We start from the raw sequence: 16,173 nt of genomic DNA, 5'->3' as shown, positions 1-16,173 counted from the left end.
ATCAGAATTCTTCCCAGTTGTCTCCGGCCGGTGCGGCCATGGCCCTGGCGGTTGCGCCGCCGCTGAATGCGCCCGCGACCTTGCCGATCAGGCTTCGTGCGGGAGATGGTTTCGGATGCGAGACTGCGGTGGCTTCCCGCGGCGTGGAACGGGCATTCATGCCCTCGCCGATCTTGAATGTCTGGATCAGGTGGATCAGGCTGTCGGCATCGGTGGCGAGCGCGTGGCTTGCTGCGTTCGTTTCTTCCACCATGGCCGCATTTTTCTGAGTGACCTGGTCCATCTGGCTGATGGCCGAATTGATTTCGTTCAGTCCGGTGGATTGTTCGCGCGCAGAGGTTACGATTGATTTAACATGCTCGTCAATGCGCAAAACATCTTCCCCGATCCGGCGCAACGCTTCACCGGCTGCCGTCACGAGTTCACCGCCTGCCTTTACTTCGGCACCGGATTTTCGGATCAAGGCCTTGATATCCTTGGCGGCGCCGGCGGCACGGCCGGCGAGTTCGCGGACTTCCTGCGCCACGACCGCAAAACCCTTGCCGGCTTCGCCTGCGCGGGCTGCTTCGACGCCGGCGTTGAGGGCGAGGAGGTTGGTCTGGAAGGCGATCTCATCGATGACGTTGATGATCGTTCCGATCTCACGCGAGGCCGTGGCGATTCGCTCCATGGCGGCCATGGCGTCGGTGACGACCACATCTGATTTCGTCGTGTTCTGTCGGGTATGGGCCACCATGTGGCTGACTTCCTCGGCACGGCTGGCAGCGTTGCGGACCGTTGCCGTGATCTGATCGAGGGCCGCGGAGGTTTCCTCGAGCGAGGCGGCCTGCTGTTCCGTGCGCTTTGCAAGGTCGTCGGCCGCCGAGCGCATCTGCTGACTGTTCGCCTGAATGGAGACGCCGTTCTGGGAGATCCCGGCCATCGTCTGGCGGAGGGTGGCTGTGGCCAGATTGAAGTCGCTGCGGAGGCGTTCCAGTTCCTGCTTGAAAGGTTGCTCGATGGTGACAGTCACGTCACCGCCGGCGAGCCGTGTAAGGCCATGGCCCAGTGCATTTACCGCATTGTTGAGGGCTTCGGTATCCGCCAATTTTGCCGCTTCGCGGCTGCGGCGTTCGGCATCGCTCTGCTGGCGTTCGCTTTCGCTCCGCGCTTGGAGTTCCAGCTTCTCGACTGCGGCGAGGCGAAAGCTCTCGGCGGCGCGCGCCATGTCTCCGATCTCGTCGCCACGGTCGGTGGCGGGAACATGGCTATCGAGATCGCCACGCATGATCCCCTGCATGCTCTTGCGCACGCCCTCGATGCCGCGGCGAATGGCACCACCATGGATGTACTGTAGGATCGCCATCGTCAGTATGGCCACGACGCCAAGTGCGAGCTGGATCTGGATCGCCTGCTGCGAGATCGCGTCCGCGTCATCAATCCGCTTCTTGGCTAGTTCGCCGCCTTCGCGCGCGAGCTTGTCCAGTGTCGAGCCCACCTTGTCGCCGCCGCCGTCGATGGCGTCATCCAGCTTGTCGAATTCGCTTTCTGGCGCGCCTGATTCGACGGCAGCCTTTAGGTTTCCGACAATGTTCTGCCCCAGGGCCGCCACATCAGCATCGTAGGTAGACAGCAGGCCTCCTGCGTTCAGCTCTTCTCCCAGGCGATGCATCTCCTTGGAGCTGCTCTGCAACTCAACGATTGCATCGTTCATCAGTTTCAGGCGTTCAGGCTTGACGCTGCGATCGCCGCGATCGACGATGGTGTCCATGGCGGCAAGAATGAGAGTAAGGTTCGCGGCGCGCATCTCGTTGATGTGGTCTACGCTGGCCTGGATCTCGTTGGCGTGCCTCAGAGCGAGATCGGCGCCCGAGTTCTGGTACCAACCAACCCCAAGCATCGAACCGAAGCCAATGAACGCCGCACCGGCCAGTGTCCACAAACGTTGGCCTACAGAGAGGCTCTTGCGCACTTTCATATCAGTCATTTGACGATCATTCCCCTCCGCGATGAGACGCGGTATGCATCTTGCGCTCACGCGGATCGCCGGGGTTGAAGTGCCAGGCAGACGTCATGTCACGAGAACGGCGGGCGTTCTATCCATGGCTAAATATAGAGGTGTATTTTTAAGCATTTGCTAACCCTCAAAGATTGCAGGCACCCCTGATTAATTTGGTAGGTATTTGAAAATATTTTATTTTCCTGTCTGGATTGCGCTTTTTCCGTGTGTCGGTGGGGCAATCGGTCGCCTTTGGGAAAACGTCTTGTTGAATTGCGTCCCGGAGAACGAGGCGATATCACGCGGGAGGCGGGAATGATCCCGATCTCAGAGGTTCGATAGATGAAGACTGTCCGCATAGCGGTCTGGGTTGCGGTGTTGCTAATGGCCGGAATTCTCGGCTGGCTGACGCTCAATGTCACCAAAACAAACGAGGCGATCTCCGAGGGACCGTTCGGCGTGCCTTTCACGCTGGTCGCCCAGGACGGCAAGCCGATCACCGAGCAGGCCTTCCGCGGCAAGCCGACGGCACTCTTCTTTGGCTTCACGCATTGCCCAGAAGTTTGCCCGACGACTCTGTTCGAAATGAACGGTTGGCTGGAGAAGGTAGATCCTGAAGGCAAAAAGCTGCAGGCCTATTTCGTGACTGTCGATCCCGAGCGCGATACGCCCGAAGTCATGAACGAGTACGTCTCCAATGTCTCCAAGCGGATCGTCGGCATTACTGGCGCTCCCGACAAAGTTGCCGAGGTCATCAAGGGGTACCGGGTCTACGCCAAGAAGGTTCCGGTGGACGAAAGCAAACCCGACGGCGACTACACGATGGACCACACTGCCTCCGTCTTCCTGCTCGATTCAGCAGGGCGGTTCTCCGGGACCATCGCCTATGGCGAAAATCCCGATACGGCTGTAAAAAAACTGGAGAACCTCGTCAGCAAGGGATGACGGCATGGCGTCAGGGCATCGCAGCATCTTGATCGCCGGGGCCGGTACGACTGGTCTGACTGCCGCTCTTGAACTGGCCCGGCGCGGACACCTTCCGCGCATCGTCGATAGCGATGCCGGGCCTGTGTCGCTCACGGAAAGCCGCGCACTTGGCGTCAATGCAAGGACGCTGACGCTGCTTTCACCCTCCCGCGTGACGGATGCCATACTGCAAGAAGCGCAGCAGATCGCGCGGTTCCGGATCACGGCTAAGGCGAGACAGCTAGTCGACCTCGACACGACCAGGCTTCGCGGTCCCTACGGCGCGATCTACGCATTGGCGCAGGGACATACAGAGCGCTTGCTGCTTGGCAAGCTCTCCGATTACGAGATCGTTCCGGAGTGGCAAACCGTCGTGGAGACGGTTTCCGGCGACCTTGCGAAACCGCAGGTGACGCTGCGAAAGGCTGACGGCTCGGTGGAAACCACCGATTTCGATATCGTGATCGGGGCGGACGGATCCCATTCGGCGGTGCGCAAAGCCGTGGGCATCGATTATCCTGGGCAGTCGCTGGAGAGTAGCTTCTATCTGGCCGACTTTCGTTATGCTGCGCCGATCGACCCGGGCTTTGCCGAGATCAGCTTGGTCGATCCCGGTATTATCGGGCGTATTCCTGTTACGCGCGATGTGCTGCGCTACATCTCGACGCTCCCGGATTTCGAAAGCCGCATTCAACATCCCGCGCCTGTCGCCGAGCGCGTATGGGCATCCGATTTTCGAATTCACTTCCGCCACGTCGACGCGATGGCAAAGGGCAACGTGTTTCTGGCCGGCGATGCCGCGCACGTACATTCGCCAGCCGGTGCGCGCGGCATGAACCTTGGGATTGAGGACGCGTGCTGGCTCGCCTGGCTAATCTCCGACGGGCGGGAGAGAGAGTATACCGAACTCAGGATGCCGGCCGTCAAAACAGTGCTGAAGCAGACGTACCAGTTGACATCGTTAATCACCATGAGCAATCCGATAGCAATCGCGATCCGCAATCTTGCCGTGCCGCTGATTTTGCGGATACCTGCGTTCTCGCAAAAATTGCTCCGCAGCGTGTCGGGATATGATACGCAGTCGCCGCCCTGGATCGATGGCGCCCTATAGAAGAAAGACCGACTGTGAGCGAAATACGCCTTTATGTAACGACGACCGAAGTGCAGGCAGGTGAGATTCTGGACCTGCTGTCCGATGTCTTCGGCGAAGAAGACTTCGCAATCGCGACGACTGAGATCGACGAGAAGAAGGACATTTGGGAAGCCTCGGTCTACATGATGCGCGAGGACGAGGCGCAAGTTCGGTCTCGTGTCGAGGAAGCACTGAAGACGAGCTTTCCCGACGCCAAGGTCAAACGTGAGATTATCCCGGATGTCGATTGGGTCGCGAAATCACTCGAGGGGCTGAAGCCGGTTCGGGCAGGGCGGTTTCTTGTCCATGGCTCACACGACCGCGACAAGGTGCGGCCCGGCGACATTGCTATCGAGATCGATGCGGGCCAGGCATTCGGTACCGGTCACCACGGGACGACGGCCGGATGCCTAGAGACGATCGATCGTGTTCTTCGCTCCCGCCCGGTACGGAATGCGCTCGACCTCGGAACCGGCAGCGGCGTTCTGGCGATTGCCGTAAGGAAGCTGCGGAACATTCCGGTTCTCGCCACCGATATCGACCCGATCGCAACGCGGGTCGCGGCCGAGAACATCAGAACCAATGGGATCGCTTCGGGTATCTCAACCGCGACGGCGCCGGGGTTTCACTCGACCACGTTTGCGGCCAACGGTCCTTTCGATCTGATTATCGCCAATATCCTGGCGCGACCGTTGATCAAGATGGCGCCACAGCTCGTCAATCACCTCGCGCCAGGCGGTTCCGTTATCCTCTCCGGTATTCTGGCCTCGCAGCGCTGGAAGGTGCTCGCGGCCTATAATGGTGCGCATTTGCGGCATGTCCGCACGATCTGGCGCAACGGTTGGGTGACGATCCATCTCGACCGCCCCTGAGATGGGCAAAAGAAAAGGCGGTGCCAATGGCACCGCCTTGAGACCAGTTTCCCGGTCATGCCCGCGAGCTCGAAGGAGGAGGAGCGCTCGAGCGGGCTTCCACTTGTTCTGATCGCCGGTCCCGTGAGGGAGGAGGAGAAGGGAGCGGCGAGTTGCTCAGAACGCGTAGCTGGTTGCGACCTGATGGCGCGTAACCTTTTGGCCGGCGCCGAGCATCTTGAGGGTATCCTCATGCAGCGGACGGCGCGAGCCGATGATGTGACGCACAGTCTGGCGCTCGCCAGCCTGCACCGGGCTGCTGTAAGCGAAGCGCGACAGAGGGGCAGTCATATCTGAATTCCTTTTGTTTCGTTTCAGGTTCGTCTCGAACCCGTTTGATGGCGCCTATATAGCGATTTAGAAAAGTTGAGGGAGAGGGTTTCATTCATGGGAGCCATGCGTTGAATGCATAAAGCGTGCCAGTTTCTGAATCGGCGCCTCATTTCCGCCGAATTATTGGGCGGCTTTCGCTTAAGCATCACTCCGCGAATTTCTCGTATTCGCCTGAAATTCCGATAACATAGCCGAATCCCTTCGGTGAGGGATTCGCACACAAACCAGGTTATTGAGCATGTTCCAGTCTTTTGAAGTCACCTCGACGCCACAATTCGGCCGCGATCGCGTCTCGGCTTTGCGCGCAAGTTTTGATGCGCTTGGTATCGACGCCTTTCTTGTGCCGCGCGCCGATGAGTTCAACGGGGAATATGTCCCGGCTTGTTCGGAGCGCTTGTCATGGTTGACGGGCTTCACGGGGTCGGCTGGCGTCGCGCTGGTGACGCGTTCGGCGGCGATCGTCTTCGTGGACGGACGCTACGTGACGCAACTTGCCGAGCAGGTGGACAACTCCGTCTTCACCGGTGGAGATCTTGTGAACGAACCGCCTTATGCCTGGCTTGCGAAGAACGGCTCCAACGGACTGCGCCTCGGTATCGATCCCTGGCTGCATTCCGGCGCAGAGGTGCGGCGACTTGAAAAGGCGCTTGCCGAGATTGGCGGTTCCCTCGTTATCCTGCCTCACAATCCTCTCGACAAGCTCTGGAGCGACAGGCCGCAGGAGCCGCTCGGGCAGGTGACGATCCAGAACATCGTGCAGGCGGGCGTGCTCGCAACCGACAAGATCGCAGCGATCGCAGCTGACCTTGCAAAGAAGAACCTGAAGGCGGCGCTGATCGCGGATCCGTCTTCGGTCGCCTGGATCTTCAATATTCGCGGTGCCGACGTGCCGCATACGCCGCACCCGCTGGCGCGTGCAATCATCTATGCCGACGGTAAGGCGGACCTTTTCCTCGATAAGCGCAAAACTGGTATCGAGGCCGAGGCCTATCTCGCGCAGATGTGTACGCAGCTTCCTCCCTCGGAACTCGAAAAGAGGCTGGCAGCGGTTGGGAAGGATGGCGGTCGAGTTCTCGCGGATCCGGACCTTACCTCGCATGCCTTGGCGGAGATTATTCGCAAGGGAGGTGGTGAGGTCGTCGAAGGGAATGATCCCGCCAAGCTACCGCGAGCCGTCAAGAACAACGTTGAGATCAACGGTTCCGCAGCCGCGCATCTGCAGGACGGCGCGGCGATGGTCGAATTTCTCTACTGGCTGTCGCAGACGAAGCCGGGGACCGTGACCGAAATCGAGGTGGCGGAGAAGCTGGAAGCAGCACGCGCCCGCGTCGGCCAGAGTATGCAGAACCCGCTGAAGGACATCTCCTTCGACACGATCTCCGGTGCCGGTGAACACGCGGCCATCATGCACTATCGCGTGACAACGGAAACGAACCGCAAGCTTGAGGCTGGAGAGCTCTTCCTGATCGATTCCGGCGCCCAGTACATCAACGGCACGACGGATATTACGCGCACGGTCGGTATCGGGTCGGTCACTGAAGAACACAAGCGTTTCTTCACGCTGGTGCTGAAGGGAATGATCCAGATCAGCACGGCGCGCTTTCCGAAGGGCACGCGCGGCTGCGACCTCGATCCGCTGGCCCGCATCGCGCTTTGGCGAGCAGGGGCGGATTTCGCCCATGGCACCGGCCACGGCGTTGGTTCGTATCTATCGGTGCATGAAGGGCCGCAGCGTATCTCCAGGCTCTCGACGCAGGAGCTACTGCCAGGCATGATTCTCTCGAACGAGCCGGGCTATTACAGGCCCGGCGCCTTCGGAATCCGTATCGAGAACCTGATATATGTCCGCGAGGCAGAGGCGATCGACGGCGGTGACATGTCGATGCTCGGTTTCGAGACGCTGACCTTCTGCCCGATCGATCGCAGCCTGGTTATTCCGGAACTTCTGACACATGACGAGCTGCATTGGTTCAATAGCTACCATCAGCGCAGCCGCGAGGCGCTGATGCCACTGATCCACGACCACGACGTCAAGGCATGGCTGGAGAACGCGACCCTGCCGCTGGAATATTGAGAATCGCCGCTGGCGTCACATGCCGATCGTGTGACGCCAGCTCATGACGACGAGCCAGGCGACAATCAGCATCCAGGTGTGCGAGGCCCGCAGACCGACGATGAGCGCCACGAGCAGGGCGAGCTTCGAATCCCAGCCGCCGATGAAGAAGGCCGGCGCAACAAGCGTCGTCAAGACTGCGGCGGGGACTGCGGCCAGCGCGGCCTCCATGCGCGGCGGAATGCGCTTCATCGTGGTGATGAGGATATAGCCGCCGATCCGGGTTGCGTAGGTTGCAACAGCCGCCGCGGCGATCACGAGAGCCATGTGAAGATCGAAGGCCATCGTTATACCTCGTGCAGATCGGATTCGAGTTCCTGCTCGTGCGGCGGAGGCGGGAACAGGGCGGCAAGGATGATGCCCGCCGCGGCACCCAGGCTGACGTGCCAAGGCGAGCCGACGTAGCGGTAGGCGATGACGGAGGCGACTGCGCTAACAGAAGCGACCGGGACGAAATTGTCGCGATGACGGAAGTCGAGGACGATGCCGAGGAAATAGGCGGGCAGCAGGATGTCGAGGCCGATCGACTTCGGGTCGCCGATGTAGCTGCCGAGCAATCCGCCGAGCAGGCTTACCAGGACCCAGGGTATGTAGATGATGATGCCGAAGCCGAGATACCAGACGAAGGTAACCGGCTTGCCTGCTTCGCCCCGTTTGACCGTTTCCGCGAATTGCGGATCGACCAGCAGGAAAAACGTGAAGAATTTCTGTAGCGGCGAGAAGTGCTTGATATATGGGGCGAGTGCCGCCGAATAGAGGACATGGCGAAAGTTGACGGCCAGGATGGAGGCGACGATCAGCCACGCCTGGACGTTGTGACCAAAGAGCTCGATGCCGACCATCTGGCTCGCGCCGGCATAGACCGTGGCACTCATAAAGGTCAGTTCCGAGAGCGACATGCCGTTATCGACCGCGAGCGCTCCAAACAACGCCCCGAAGGGGGCCGAGGCCAGTGCTACGGCCGAGCCACCGCGCAAACCGTCGAAAAAATGAGCGCGAGTCATCAGCGATAATCCTTCTGGAATTTTGTCACTCGTCTAAGGACAGGCAGTATTTGCCGCAAGCAAATTTCCTTGATTGAACGATCGATTTCGCTGAACGATGCACGCGCGACTGATTTCCGTTCGAGGAGCAAAGATGGACCAGATCGAATTTTCGAAAGAGGAAAAGGCTGAACTCATCGCGCGGATCCAGCATTATTTCGACAGAGAACTGTACCAGCCGATCGGCCTCCTGAAAGCGGAGTTCGTTCTCGAATTCTTTGCGAAGGAAGTTGGCGCCACCTACTACAAGAAGGGGCTTGAAGACGCGCAAGTCGCGCTCGCCAGACGTATGGATGACTTTTCCGAGGACGTCTATCAGTTGCAACGGAATGCGACGGAGTGATCAGCCTTCCAGAATTTGGCGGCTGGTGACGATGTCAATGCCGCGTGCGCGCATCTCCTCGATTGCCGCTGCAACGCCTTCCGAGGTAATGCCGCGGCTGGCGTCCTCGATGAGGCGAACCCGCACGCCAGGCATCATTTCGGTCGCATCCAATGCCGAGAACTTTACGCAATAGTCGGTTGCGAGGCCGCAAAGATCGAGTTCCGTGACGTCCTGGCCTTCGAGAAAGTCGGCGAGCCCCGTGAGCGCGTCCTGATCATTGTCGCGGAAGGCCGAGTAGCTGTCGACGCCACGATTCTCGCCCTTCTGCAGGATGAGATCGATCTTGCCCATCTTGAGGTCGGGATGCAGTTCCGCATCCGCCGTGCCCTGAATGCAATGGTCCGGCCACATCATCTGTGGCTTGCCGGACAGTGTGCCCAGTTCGAATGGCTTCTTGCCGGGATTTGAGGAGGCGAAACTGCCATGGCCGGGCGGATGCCAGTCTTGGGAGGCGACGATCAGGTCGTATTTGCCGCTCTCGATCAGCCGGTTTGCGATGGGGACAACCTCGTCGCCGTGGGGAACCGGAAGATTGCCGCCCGGGCAAAAGCCATTCTGAATATCGACTAGAAGCAAGGCTTTCATCGGTGCGACTCCCACGATTTTGCATTGCACCATGCCAAGGGCCGAACGAAGGCGCAAGCGCCGAGACGCTTCGCCGCAGGGGCGGAGCGAGCCTTGAAAAGGTCGGGTCCGTCAGCCCGTAAAAGGCGATGCAAGCATAGCACAGAACCGGCAACCGGGCTGCGAGATGTGCCAATGGTGTCGGCAACCATTTCTATTGCGCCTTGCTTTCGACGGAGATGACGGCTCGATATCGGGCCACTGGTTGATCTCAATGAAATGTGCGTTTTCGCGTCCTTGGCCTCGGCTCGAGGCAAAGGGAAGCGTGACTTTGAATGCGTGCGGCAAAAATGCGCTGTCGCGATCAATTGCGCCGATCATTTTCGGCTCCCCCGGCGGAGCCGTCAACGATCGGTCAGGCTGTCTGAACTTCGTCGTTGCTACCGGTGTCGGCTGCGGCTGACGAACCGTAGGTATTCTGATAGGCGCGCAGAGCCGTCTGCATGTCATCGAGCACTTCAGCGAGTATCGGATCGTCAGAACCGGAAGCGCTGGACGCAATGCTGGAGGTGTCGGCGGAAAGGATCTCGTCGCTTGTCAGCTTGCCGTCGCCGTTGGCGTCCAAAGACGCGAGAATGCCCTTGGAGCCGTCGTCGGTGTTGCTATCGTCATCGCTCGCGCTCGACTCCTGCATTTGCAGCATGATCGACAGGATGTCGCCGGCGATCTTCTGCGTGACACTGGCGCCATCGTCACTGCTTGTGGACGTCGCAGGTTTCGTCGACGAAGTGGATGTCGAGTTGCTGTTGGCGGCAGCGAGCTCATCGGCTGAAATGATGCCGTCGCCATTCTTGTCGAGGCTGGAAAGGGAGCTGTATTGGGACAGGCCACTCCCGATAGAGGAAACACTGGTCACTTGAACCTCCTTTGCAAGTTCATCGTGAAATCCGCCTTTCATGGGCAGACACAAAGGGGCTAGGGCGATTTGCACACCACGTCAAAGCGGGAATATCATGATGAATTTCGCCCGATTGACGGGCTGGGTGAAGCGAGTTAACCTTCGTCAACCTATCACATCCCGTTGATTTGTTTGGCTTTGCCGGCCAGTGATTTGCCTCCGGCGGGGGTGTTCTCACTCTCGTCGGTCGCGTTCTTACTCGGATTTGCCATTTTGAGGTGCTTCAGCGTTGGCGGTCCGCCTGCGGCATTTTGTCGATCTCGCATGGCGAAGGCGACGCTTGTGCCATGCAAGATCGGCTCTCGACTCAATCCGAATGCGTCTCGTGGAAGTCCGCCTGGCCGCTTTTCCGACAGCCAGCAGTCTTGATCCAAGCTTTCGGGTGGTTGCACTCTTCCACCATGATCGCGCGAAAGCGCTTGGTGCGCCATTGACGCGCCCGCAATGCAGCCAATCTATCCGATAGGAGATCTCGCGCTACCAAGGCGCGAGCGGTGACGATGATGGTGAGTAGCGTTCAGAGTATCGGCCGGCAAGCAACGGTGGCGACGGTCATGTTTTGTCTCGTCATGCTGGTAATGATCTTTCTAGCTGCGGGATCCCTATCTTACTGGCAAGGCTGGCTGTTTCTCGTACATTTCTGCGGGTGGTGCGCAGCCCTTACGGCCTACTTCGTCAAGCGCGACCCGGCTCTGGTCCGGAAGCGCATGAGCGTCGGACCGGCGGCGGAACGCGAGCCGTCGCAGAAGCGCATACAGTCCTTTAACAGCATCGCGATCCTTGCGCTCTTCGTGGTTTCGGCGCTGGACCACAGGTTCGGCTGGTCGGTTGTGCCGAGCTCCCTCGTACTTCTCGGCAACGCATTGATCGCAGCTGGCTTTATCGGCTGCTTCTTCGTGCTTCGGCAGAATTCGTTTGCCGCGGCGACAGTCGGCGTGACGGCGGAGCAGCGGGTGATTTCGACCGGCCTCTACGGTGTGGTGCGCCATCCGATGTATGCCTCGGCGCTGGCGATGTTTTTCGGTGTGCCTCTGGCGCTCGGTTCTTATTGGGGAGTGCTCGTCGTGTTCCCCGTCATTGGCGGTCTGGTCGCACGGCTGCTTGATGAGGAGAAGTATCTTGTTAGGAATCTGGCCGGTTATGCCGAGTATCGTAACGAGATCCGATGGCGCTTGTTGCCGGGGATCTGGTGACGCATCAAACCGAGGCGGACTGGTGAGGAGGCGACCCTTGCGGTAAATATCGCGTCAGGTTGAGGGAGGGCGCAGTGGCTATCAGTGTCGTTCAATTGGGCTCGCCGCGGGCAAAGGGCGAGGGCGTACGCATCGGCACCGTCCGGCGACCGCCCCGGGGCGTGCCGAAGGAAGAGTTTTCCAGCCGCAACTATTATGACGTCTGGCTCCCGGTCCTTTCGCCGAGCCAGGCGCTGGTGACCGAAGCGAAGGCAGCGACTACGGACGCTGAATGGGCGGCCTTCGTGCGCAGCTTCACGAAGGAAATGAAAGTGCCGGAGGCGAGCCATGTGCTCGACCTGCTCGCCACGCTTTCGCATGCCAGCCATTTTTCAATCGGCTGCTATTGCGAGAACGAGAAGCACTGCCATCGGAGCGTATTGCGGCGCCTGCTTGAAGAACGCGGCGCGGCTTTTGCTGCGGAGGGCTGCGCCTAATGGCTGCAGAGGATCACCCAGCGCCAAAGCCAATGACCGAGCCCAGTCCAGAGGAGAAGATCGATGCGACCTTTCGCAACGGCTCGCTGACGGCTGCCGGCATCATCCTCGGTTTTTCCCTGAGTTTCGTGAGCAGCTGGGCTTCGAATCCGAATGACTGGAGCCGGATCGATATCCTGCCGATGTTGCTGCTGACGGCAGGGATTGCCTTGCAAGTCAAGGTCTTCGCCGATCTGCTGGCCAGGGATTCGCTCATCGCCGCCAAATATGATCGGGCCAGGCGGCTGTTTTTGATCGGGATCGCCATTGTCGCCGCCGGGATCGGGCTGGCATTACTCAACGACATACTGGGGCTGGGGTCGATGCCGATCCTGGGGTGAAGGGGCGCCACGCCAGCGCGGACTGGCTCGTTTGCGTATCTTCGGTATCAGGTCCGAGAACGATCTCGTTGCAGGCAAAGGCGATGGTCGGACAGTACGGGACGGCAACGATCAAAGATAGCGAATAACGTCGTCTGCGTCCTCCTTCTCTCCCGCGATTGGTGCGCGTGGGGGTTCAGTATGCAAGGAACTCGGGGTCGAGGGGCACTCTATAGCCAGAGGGCGAACTCAGGGATTACGGGAAAGCGTGTCTTCGGTTTGACAAAGAATTTCGAGCACACAGTCCGTTGACAGCAATTTGCAGGAAACTACAATCTTTGATTGACAAAATATGGAGCTGAACAGTGAAAAACCAGGTGCTCAGAGACTATCTTTTCTTTCTCGTGCCCGCGTTTGTCATTCCACTGGGCTTGTACCTCACTGAGGAGACCTCCTCGCTGACCAGTCTCTTCAAGGTTGGTTTGCTGTTTCCGCTCCTTTTGCTTGCGATGAAGGGACTAGCTGGTTTCTTTCCGCCCGAAAACCTGCGGGAACGATCCTTAGCCCGAATAGCTGAATACGCCATTCTGCAGGGTTTGGTTTTTGCCGCATTTATGGTGATGTTCGGCGGCTTCATAGAGCCCGAGTTGCAGTCCAACTTCCTTTCGACGTTGCGCCAGTTTGCGTTCGGTGCTGTTCCGGTGTCTGCGTTCCACTTTGTATCGGCACTGAATGAACAGAAGAAGCTACGTGCCTCTTAAATTCTAGAAAGGCTTTAGCGCTGGATCCGCAGCTGCGCAAACGAGGCCCACTACACGGGGGAGGCGACGGCATACGAAGTCACGAATGGGTGAGGGGCGCCTTGCAGTATCGCTAGGGGCTCATAGGGCCTTGCGAACCGGCGGGCTTCGCTTTAGGAGACCCGTTCCACAAACCCATCGAGCACGCGCTTCTGTCCCGCGCGATCAAACTCGATCGTCAGCTTGTTGCCCTCGATCTCCACGATGTTGCCGTTGCCGAATTTCAGGTGGAAGACGCGGTCGCCGGTCTTGAATTTGGAGGGTTCCGTGGCGGTGGATTTTGCCACCAGTTCGCCGTCGATGGTGCGGCCGCGCGGGCCGCTTTCGCCGTAGCCGATGCGTTCGACGGCATGACCGGAGCGGGTGCCCCAGTTGTCGCGGGTGGCGTCCGTCTTGTTCTGCTGGGCGCGCTTCCAGCCGGGCGTCGTATAGGAGGAGTTGGCGAAGGGATCGGCCTTGTCGAAGCGGGACTGGCCGTAACCGCCGCCCCGGCCATAGCCGCCATAGCTCTGCTCCGTCTCCGCAACTTCGACATGCGTTTCCGGCAGTTCGTCAAGGAACCGCGACGGGATCGTCGATTGCCAGAGGCCGTGGATGCGGCGGTTCGAGACGAACCAGATATGGCAGCGCCGCTTGGCGCGGGTGATGCCGACATAGGCGAGGCGGCGCTCTTCCTCGAGACCGGCGCGGCCGCTTTCGTCGAGCGAACGTTGGTGCGGGAACAGGCCTTCCTCCCAGCCGGGCAGGAAGACAGTATCGAACTCCAGGCCCTTGGCGGAATGCAGCGTCATGATCGAGACGGCGTCGAGATTTTCGTTCTGCTCGGCGTCCATGACCAGCGCGACGTGCTCGAGAAAGCCGCGTATCGACTCGAAGCTCTCCATCGAGCGGATCAGTTCCTTCAGGTTTTCGAGGCGGGTCGGCGCATCCGCCGACTTGTCGTTCTTCCACATGTCGGTGTAGCCCGACTCCTCGAGAATCTGCTCGGCGAGTTCGGTATGCGCCGTGTTTTCCAGCATTTCCTGCCAGCGGCGGAAGGATTGTATAACGTCGAAGAGGGCCTTGCGCGCCTTCGGCTTCAGCTCGTCCGTCTCGATCATGTCGGCCGCAGCCGCCAGCATCGGAATGTCGCGGGCGCGGGCATAGTCGTGAAGCGCGCGCACGGTCGTATCGCCGAGACCGCGTTTCGGGGTGTTGATAATGCGCTCGAAGGCTAGGTCGTCGGCAGGCTGCGCGACGAGGCGGAAATACGCCATGGCGTCGCGGATTTCGAGGCGTTCGTAGAAGCGGGGGCCGCCGATGACGCGATAATTGAGGCCGAGGGTTACGAAGCGGTCTTCGAACTCGCGCATCTGGAATGAGGCGCGGACCAGAATCGCCATGTCGTTCAGCAGATGCCGCTTGCCGCTGTCATCGCCGCGTTGAAGCTGCTCGATTTCCTCGCCGATGGCGCGGGCTTCCTCCTCGGAATCCCATGAGGCATGCACCTGGACCTTGATGTCTTCAGGATCTCTGCGGTCGGTGAAGAGGGTCTTGCCGAGGCGGCCCTCGTTGTGGGCGATCAGATGGCCTGCGGCACCAAGAATATGTGCCGTTGACCGGTAGTTACGCTCCAGCTTGATAACCTTGGCGCCCGGGAAATCCTTCTCGAAGCGGAGGATGTTGTCCACCTCGGCGCCGCGCCATCCATAGATCGATTGATCGTCGTCGCCGACGCAGCAGACGTTTTGCGGCTCGCCCTTGGGGCGCTGCGCAAGCAGCCGCAGCCACATGTATTGGGCGGTGTTGGTGTCCTGGTACTCGTCGACGAGAATGTAGCGGAAGCGGCCGTGATATTCCTTGAGAAGATCCGGGTTCCTGCGGAAAATCGCGATCGGGTGCATAAGGAGATCGCCGAAATCGCAGGCGTTCAGCGTCGAGAGCCGTTGCTGATAGGCGAAGTAGAGTTCGCGGCCCTTGCCGTTGGCGAAGGCGCGGGCGTCGCCTTCCGGAATGTCCCCCGGGGCGAGGCCCTTGTTCTTCCAGGTGTCGATCATGCCGGCAAACTGCTTGGCGGGCCAGCGTTTGTCATCGAGGCCTTCCGCCTGGATGAGCTGCTTGATCAAGCGGACGACGTCGTCGGTGTCGAGGATCGTGAAATCGGAGCGCAGGCCGACGAGTTCGGCATGGCGGCGCAGAAGCTTGACGCCGATCGAGTGAAATGTGCCGAGCCAGGGCATGCCCTCGACAGCGCCGCCGACGAGCACGGCGATACGTTCCTTCATCTCGCGCGCAGCCTTGTTGGTGAAGGTCACGGCGAGGATCTGCGAGGGGAATGCACGGCCGGTGTTCAGGATATGGGCGATGCGGGTGGTCAGGACGCGTGTCTTGCCCGTACCCGCGCCGGCGAGCACGAGAACCGGGCCTTCCAGCGTTTCGACGGCTTCGGTCTGTTCCGGATTCAGGCCAGAAAGATAATCGGGGCGCTTACCGCCATCGCGAGCGGCCATGGCGCGGGCGGCGAGCCCTCCGGTAGCGGGAGCGGCAGGGGCCGGCTGCTTGCGCGGCGGCCCGCCCGGCTCTTCATCGAAGAAAGGGATATCGTCGAAACTATTGCTCATGGCGCGTAATGTAGTGATTCGGGTTGGAAAGACCAGAAAAGATGTTCTGCTTTCATTCCCGTTCGGGTCGCGGTCCTCAGTCTATGTCAGCTATGCAAGAGCGCTGGATTGCGGGAATTGCTTGCGCATGCCGCTGGAGCGAGCGCCATCGTCGCTACGGGTCAGAAAACAAAACCGCTATTTGACCTTGAAGGCGAACTCTACAACACGGATGCAAGCGGCTGGGAGATGCGTCGGTGGTAACTCAGTCTTGAATTACAATTCAGTAATCAAGGGTCAATTCGCTTGCCGGTGATCAGCAAAGGGACAATATTGTCGCAGACGTGCGGCAATTTGTCCTGCGAACGCCTCTTTCGATAGAC

16 protein-coding genes are annotated in these 16,173 nt (G+C 59.6%); 9 read left to right on the top strand and 7 right to left on the bottom strand.

What is annotated here, in order from left to right; all coding sequences use genetic code 11:
- Nucleotide 1: 1 nt before the first annotated feature.
- The gene (locus ATY79_RS07685; protein ID WP_088703405.1) at nucleotides 2–1,966 is read right to left on the bottom strand and encodes a methyl-accepting chemotaxis protein; all 1,965 of its coding nucleotides are present in this window, start codon (nucleotides 1,964–1,966) and stop codon (nucleotides 2–4) included.
- Nucleotides 1,967–2,320: 354 nt separating this feature from the next.
- On the opposite strand from ATY79_RS07685, the gene ATY79_RS07680 reads away from it, so the two are divergent.
- From ATY79_RS07680 to ATY79_RS07670, 3 genes are read left to right on the top strand one after another with little or no spacing between them, the layout of a single operon-like run.
- Nucleotides 2,321–2,923 carry an SCO family protein gene (locus ATY79_RS07680; RefSeq protein ID WP_088691972.1) on the top strand — a complete coding sequence of 201 codons (603 nt, stop codon included), beginning with the start codon at nucleotides 2,321–2,323 and terminating at the stop codon, nucleotides 2,921–2,923.
- A gap of 4 nt (nucleotides 2,924–2,927) precedes the next feature.
- Nucleotides 2,928–4,055, top strand: coding sequence for an NAD(P)/FAD-dependent oxidoreductase (locus ATY79_RS07675; RefSeq protein WP_088703404.1), 1,128 nt, complete (start codon nucleotides 2,928–2,930; stop codon nucleotides 4,053–4,055).
- A 14-nt stretch (nucleotides 4,056–4,069) separates the two neighbouring features.
- Nucleotides 4,070–4,948, top strand: a complete 879-nt coding sequence (locus tag ATY79_RS07670; protein WP_088691974.1) for a 50S ribosomal protein L11 methyltransferase — start codon at nucleotides 4,070–4,072, stop codon at nucleotides 4,946–4,948.
- 156 nt (nucleotides 4,949–5,104) lie between these two features.
- Here the strand turns inward: ATY79_RS07670 and ATY79_RS30780 are convergent, their stop codons facing one another.
- Entirely contained in the window at nucleotides 5,105–5,278 is a 174-nt protein-coding gene (locus tag ATY79_RS30780; RefSeq protein WP_183754615.1) for a hypothetical protein, read from the bottom strand.
- Nucleotides 5,279–5,558: 280 nt separating this feature from the next.
- Here ATY79_RS30780 and ATY79_RS07665 point away from each other — a divergent pair, with 280 nt between their 5' ends.
- Nucleotides 5,559–7,394 (top strand): aminopeptidase P family protein, encoded by a 1,836-nt coding sequence (locus ATY79_RS07665; protein ID WP_088691975.1) that lies wholly within the window; start codon nucleotides 5,559–5,561, stop codon nucleotides 7,392–7,394.
- A 15-nt stretch (nucleotides 7,395–7,409) separates the two neighbouring features.
- Here ATY79_RS07665 and ATY79_RS07660 read toward each other — a convergent pair whose 3' ends face one another.
- Complete coding sequence (locus ATY79_RS07660) at nucleotides 7,410–7,718, bottom strand: AzlD domain-containing protein (RefSeq protein ID WP_088691976.1); 309 nt, start codon at nucleotides 7,716–7,718, stop codon at nucleotides 7,410–7,412.
- A gap of 2 nt (nucleotides 7,719–7,720) precedes the next feature.
- The gene (locus ATY79_RS07655; RefSeq protein ID WP_088691977.1) at nucleotides 7,721–8,437 is read right to left on the bottom strand and encodes an AzlC family ABC transporter permease; all 717 of its coding nucleotides are present in this window, start codon (nucleotides 8,435–8,437) and stop codon (nucleotides 7,721–7,723) included.
- A 133-nt stretch (nucleotides 8,438–8,570) separates the two neighbouring features.
- On the opposite strand from ATY79_RS07655, the gene ATY79_RS07650 reads away from it, so the two are divergent.
- A complete protein-coding gene (locus ATY79_RS07650) occupies nucleotides 8,571–8,819 on the top strand; it encodes a DUF2164 domain-containing protein (protein WP_088691978.1) in 249 nt (82 codons plus the stop codon).
- Here ATY79_RS07650 and pncA read toward each other — a convergent pair whose 3' ends face one another.
- Nucleotides 8,820–9,446, bottom strand: coding sequence for a bifunctional nicotinamidase/pyrazinamidase (pncA, locus tag ATY79_RS07645; RefSeq protein WP_088691979.1), 627 nt, complete (start codon nucleotides 9,444–9,446; stop codon nucleotides 8,820–8,822).
- Nucleotides 9,447–9,840: 394 nt separating this feature from the next.
- Nucleotides 9,841–10,341: a hypothetical protein gene (locus tag ATY79_RS07640; protein ID WP_088692061.1), complete on the bottom strand. Its 501-nt coding sequence runs from the start codon at nucleotides 10,339–10,341 to the stop codon at nucleotides 9,841–9,843.
- A 545-nt stretch (nucleotides 10,342–10,886) separates the two neighbouring features.
- On the opposite strand from ATY79_RS07640, the gene ATY79_RS07630 reads away from it, so the two are divergent.
- The 4 genes from ATY79_RS07630 to ATY79_RS07615 all read left to right on the top strand — a co-directional run bounded on the left by ATY79_RS07630 (nucleotide 10,887) and on the right by ATY79_RS07615 (nucleotide 13,172).
- Nucleotides 10,887–11,576 (top strand): isoprenylcysteine carboxylmethyltransferase family protein, encoded by a 690-nt coding sequence (locus ATY79_RS07630; protein ID WP_245306780.1) that lies wholly within the window; start codon nucleotides 10,887–10,889, stop codon nucleotides 11,574–11,576.
- A 74-nt stretch (nucleotides 11,577–11,650) separates the two neighbouring features.
- Nucleotides 11,651–12,052 carry a DUF488 family protein gene (locus tag ATY79_RS07625; protein WP_088691983.1) on the top strand — a complete coding sequence of 134 codons (402 nt, stop codon included), beginning with the start codon at nucleotides 11,651–11,653 and terminating at the stop codon, nucleotides 12,050–12,052.
- A gap of 32 nt (nucleotides 12,053–12,084) precedes the next feature.
- Nucleotides 12,085–12,432 carry a hypothetical protein gene (locus tag ATY79_RS07620; RefSeq protein WP_088692062.1) on the top strand — a complete coding sequence of 116 codons (348 nt, stop codon included), beginning with the start codon at nucleotides 12,085–12,087 and terminating at the stop codon, nucleotides 12,430–12,432.
- Nucleotides 12,433–12,776: 344 nt separating this feature from the next.
- The gene (locus tag ATY79_RS07615; protein ID WP_088691984.1) at nucleotides 12,777–13,172 is read left to right on the top strand and encodes a hypothetical protein; all 396 of its coding nucleotides are present in this window, start codon (nucleotides 12,777–12,779) and stop codon (nucleotides 13,170–13,172) included.
- 152 nt (nucleotides 13,173–13,324) lie between these two features.
- Here the strand turns inward: ATY79_RS07615 and ATY79_RS07610 are convergent, their stop codons facing one another.
- Nucleotides 13,325–15,811, bottom strand: a complete 2,487-nt coding sequence (locus ATY79_RS07610; RefSeq protein WP_088703402.1) for a UvrD-helicase domain-containing protein — start codon at nucleotides 15,809–15,811, stop codon at nucleotides 13,325–13,327.
- Nucleotides 15,812–16,173 lie beyond the last annotated feature (362 nt).

This window comes from Rhizobium sp. R693 (assembly GCF_002211315.1).
Lineage (GTDB): Bacteria > Pseudomonadota > Alphaproteobacteria > Rhizobiales > Rhizobiaceae > Rhizobium.
This window is presented reverse-complemented; position numbering and strand designations above follow the sequence as displayed.

Coding starts and splice junctions, on each gene's coding strand:
- ATY79_RS07685 (WP_088703405.1), bottom strand. CDS start 1,966: ATGACTGATATGAAAGTGCGCAAGAGCCTCTCTGTAGGCCAACGTTTG.
- ATY79_RS07680 (WP_088691972.1), top strand. CDS start 2,321: ATGAAGACTGTCCGCATAGCGGTCTGGGTTGCGGTGTTGCTAATGGCC.
- ATY79_RS07675 (WP_088703404.1), top strand. CDS start 2,928: ATGGCGTCAGGGCATCGCAGCATCTTGATCGCCGGGGCCGGTACGACT.
- ATY79_RS30780 (WP_183754615.1), bottom strand. CDS start 5,278: ATGACTGCCCCTCTGTCGCGCTTCGCTTACAGCAGCCCGGTGCAGGCT.
- ATY79_RS07665 (WP_088691975.1), top strand. CDS start 5,559: ATGTTCCAGTCTTTTGAAGTCACCTCGACGCCACAATTCGGCCGCGAT.
- ATY79_RS07660 (WP_088691976.1), bottom strand. CDS start 7,718: ATGGCCTTCGATCTTCACATGGCTCTCGTGATCGCCGCGGCGGCTGTT.
- ATY79_RS07655 (WP_088691977.1), bottom strand. CDS start 8,437: ATGACTCGCGCTCATTTTTTCGACGGTTTGCGCGGTGGCTCGGCCGTA.
- ATY79_RS07650 (WP_088691978.1), top strand. CDS start 8,571: ATGGACCAGATCGAATTTTCGAAAGAGGAAAAGGCTGAACTCATCGCG.
- pncA (WP_088691979.1), bottom strand. CDS start 9,446: ATGAAAGCCTTGCTTCTAGTCGATATTCAGAATGGCTTTTGCCCGGGC.
- ATY79_RS07630 (WP_245306780.1), top strand. CDS start 10,887: ATGGTGAGTAGCGTTCAGAGTATCGGCCGGCAAGCAACGGTGGCGACG.
- ATY79_RS07620 (WP_088692062.1), top strand. CDS start 12,085: ATGACCGAGCCCAGTCCAGAGGAGAAGATCGATGCGACCTTTCGCAAC.
- ATY79_RS07610 (WP_088703402.1), bottom strand. CDS start 15,811: ATGAGCAATAGTTTCGACGATATCCCTTTCTTCGATGAAGAGCCGGGC.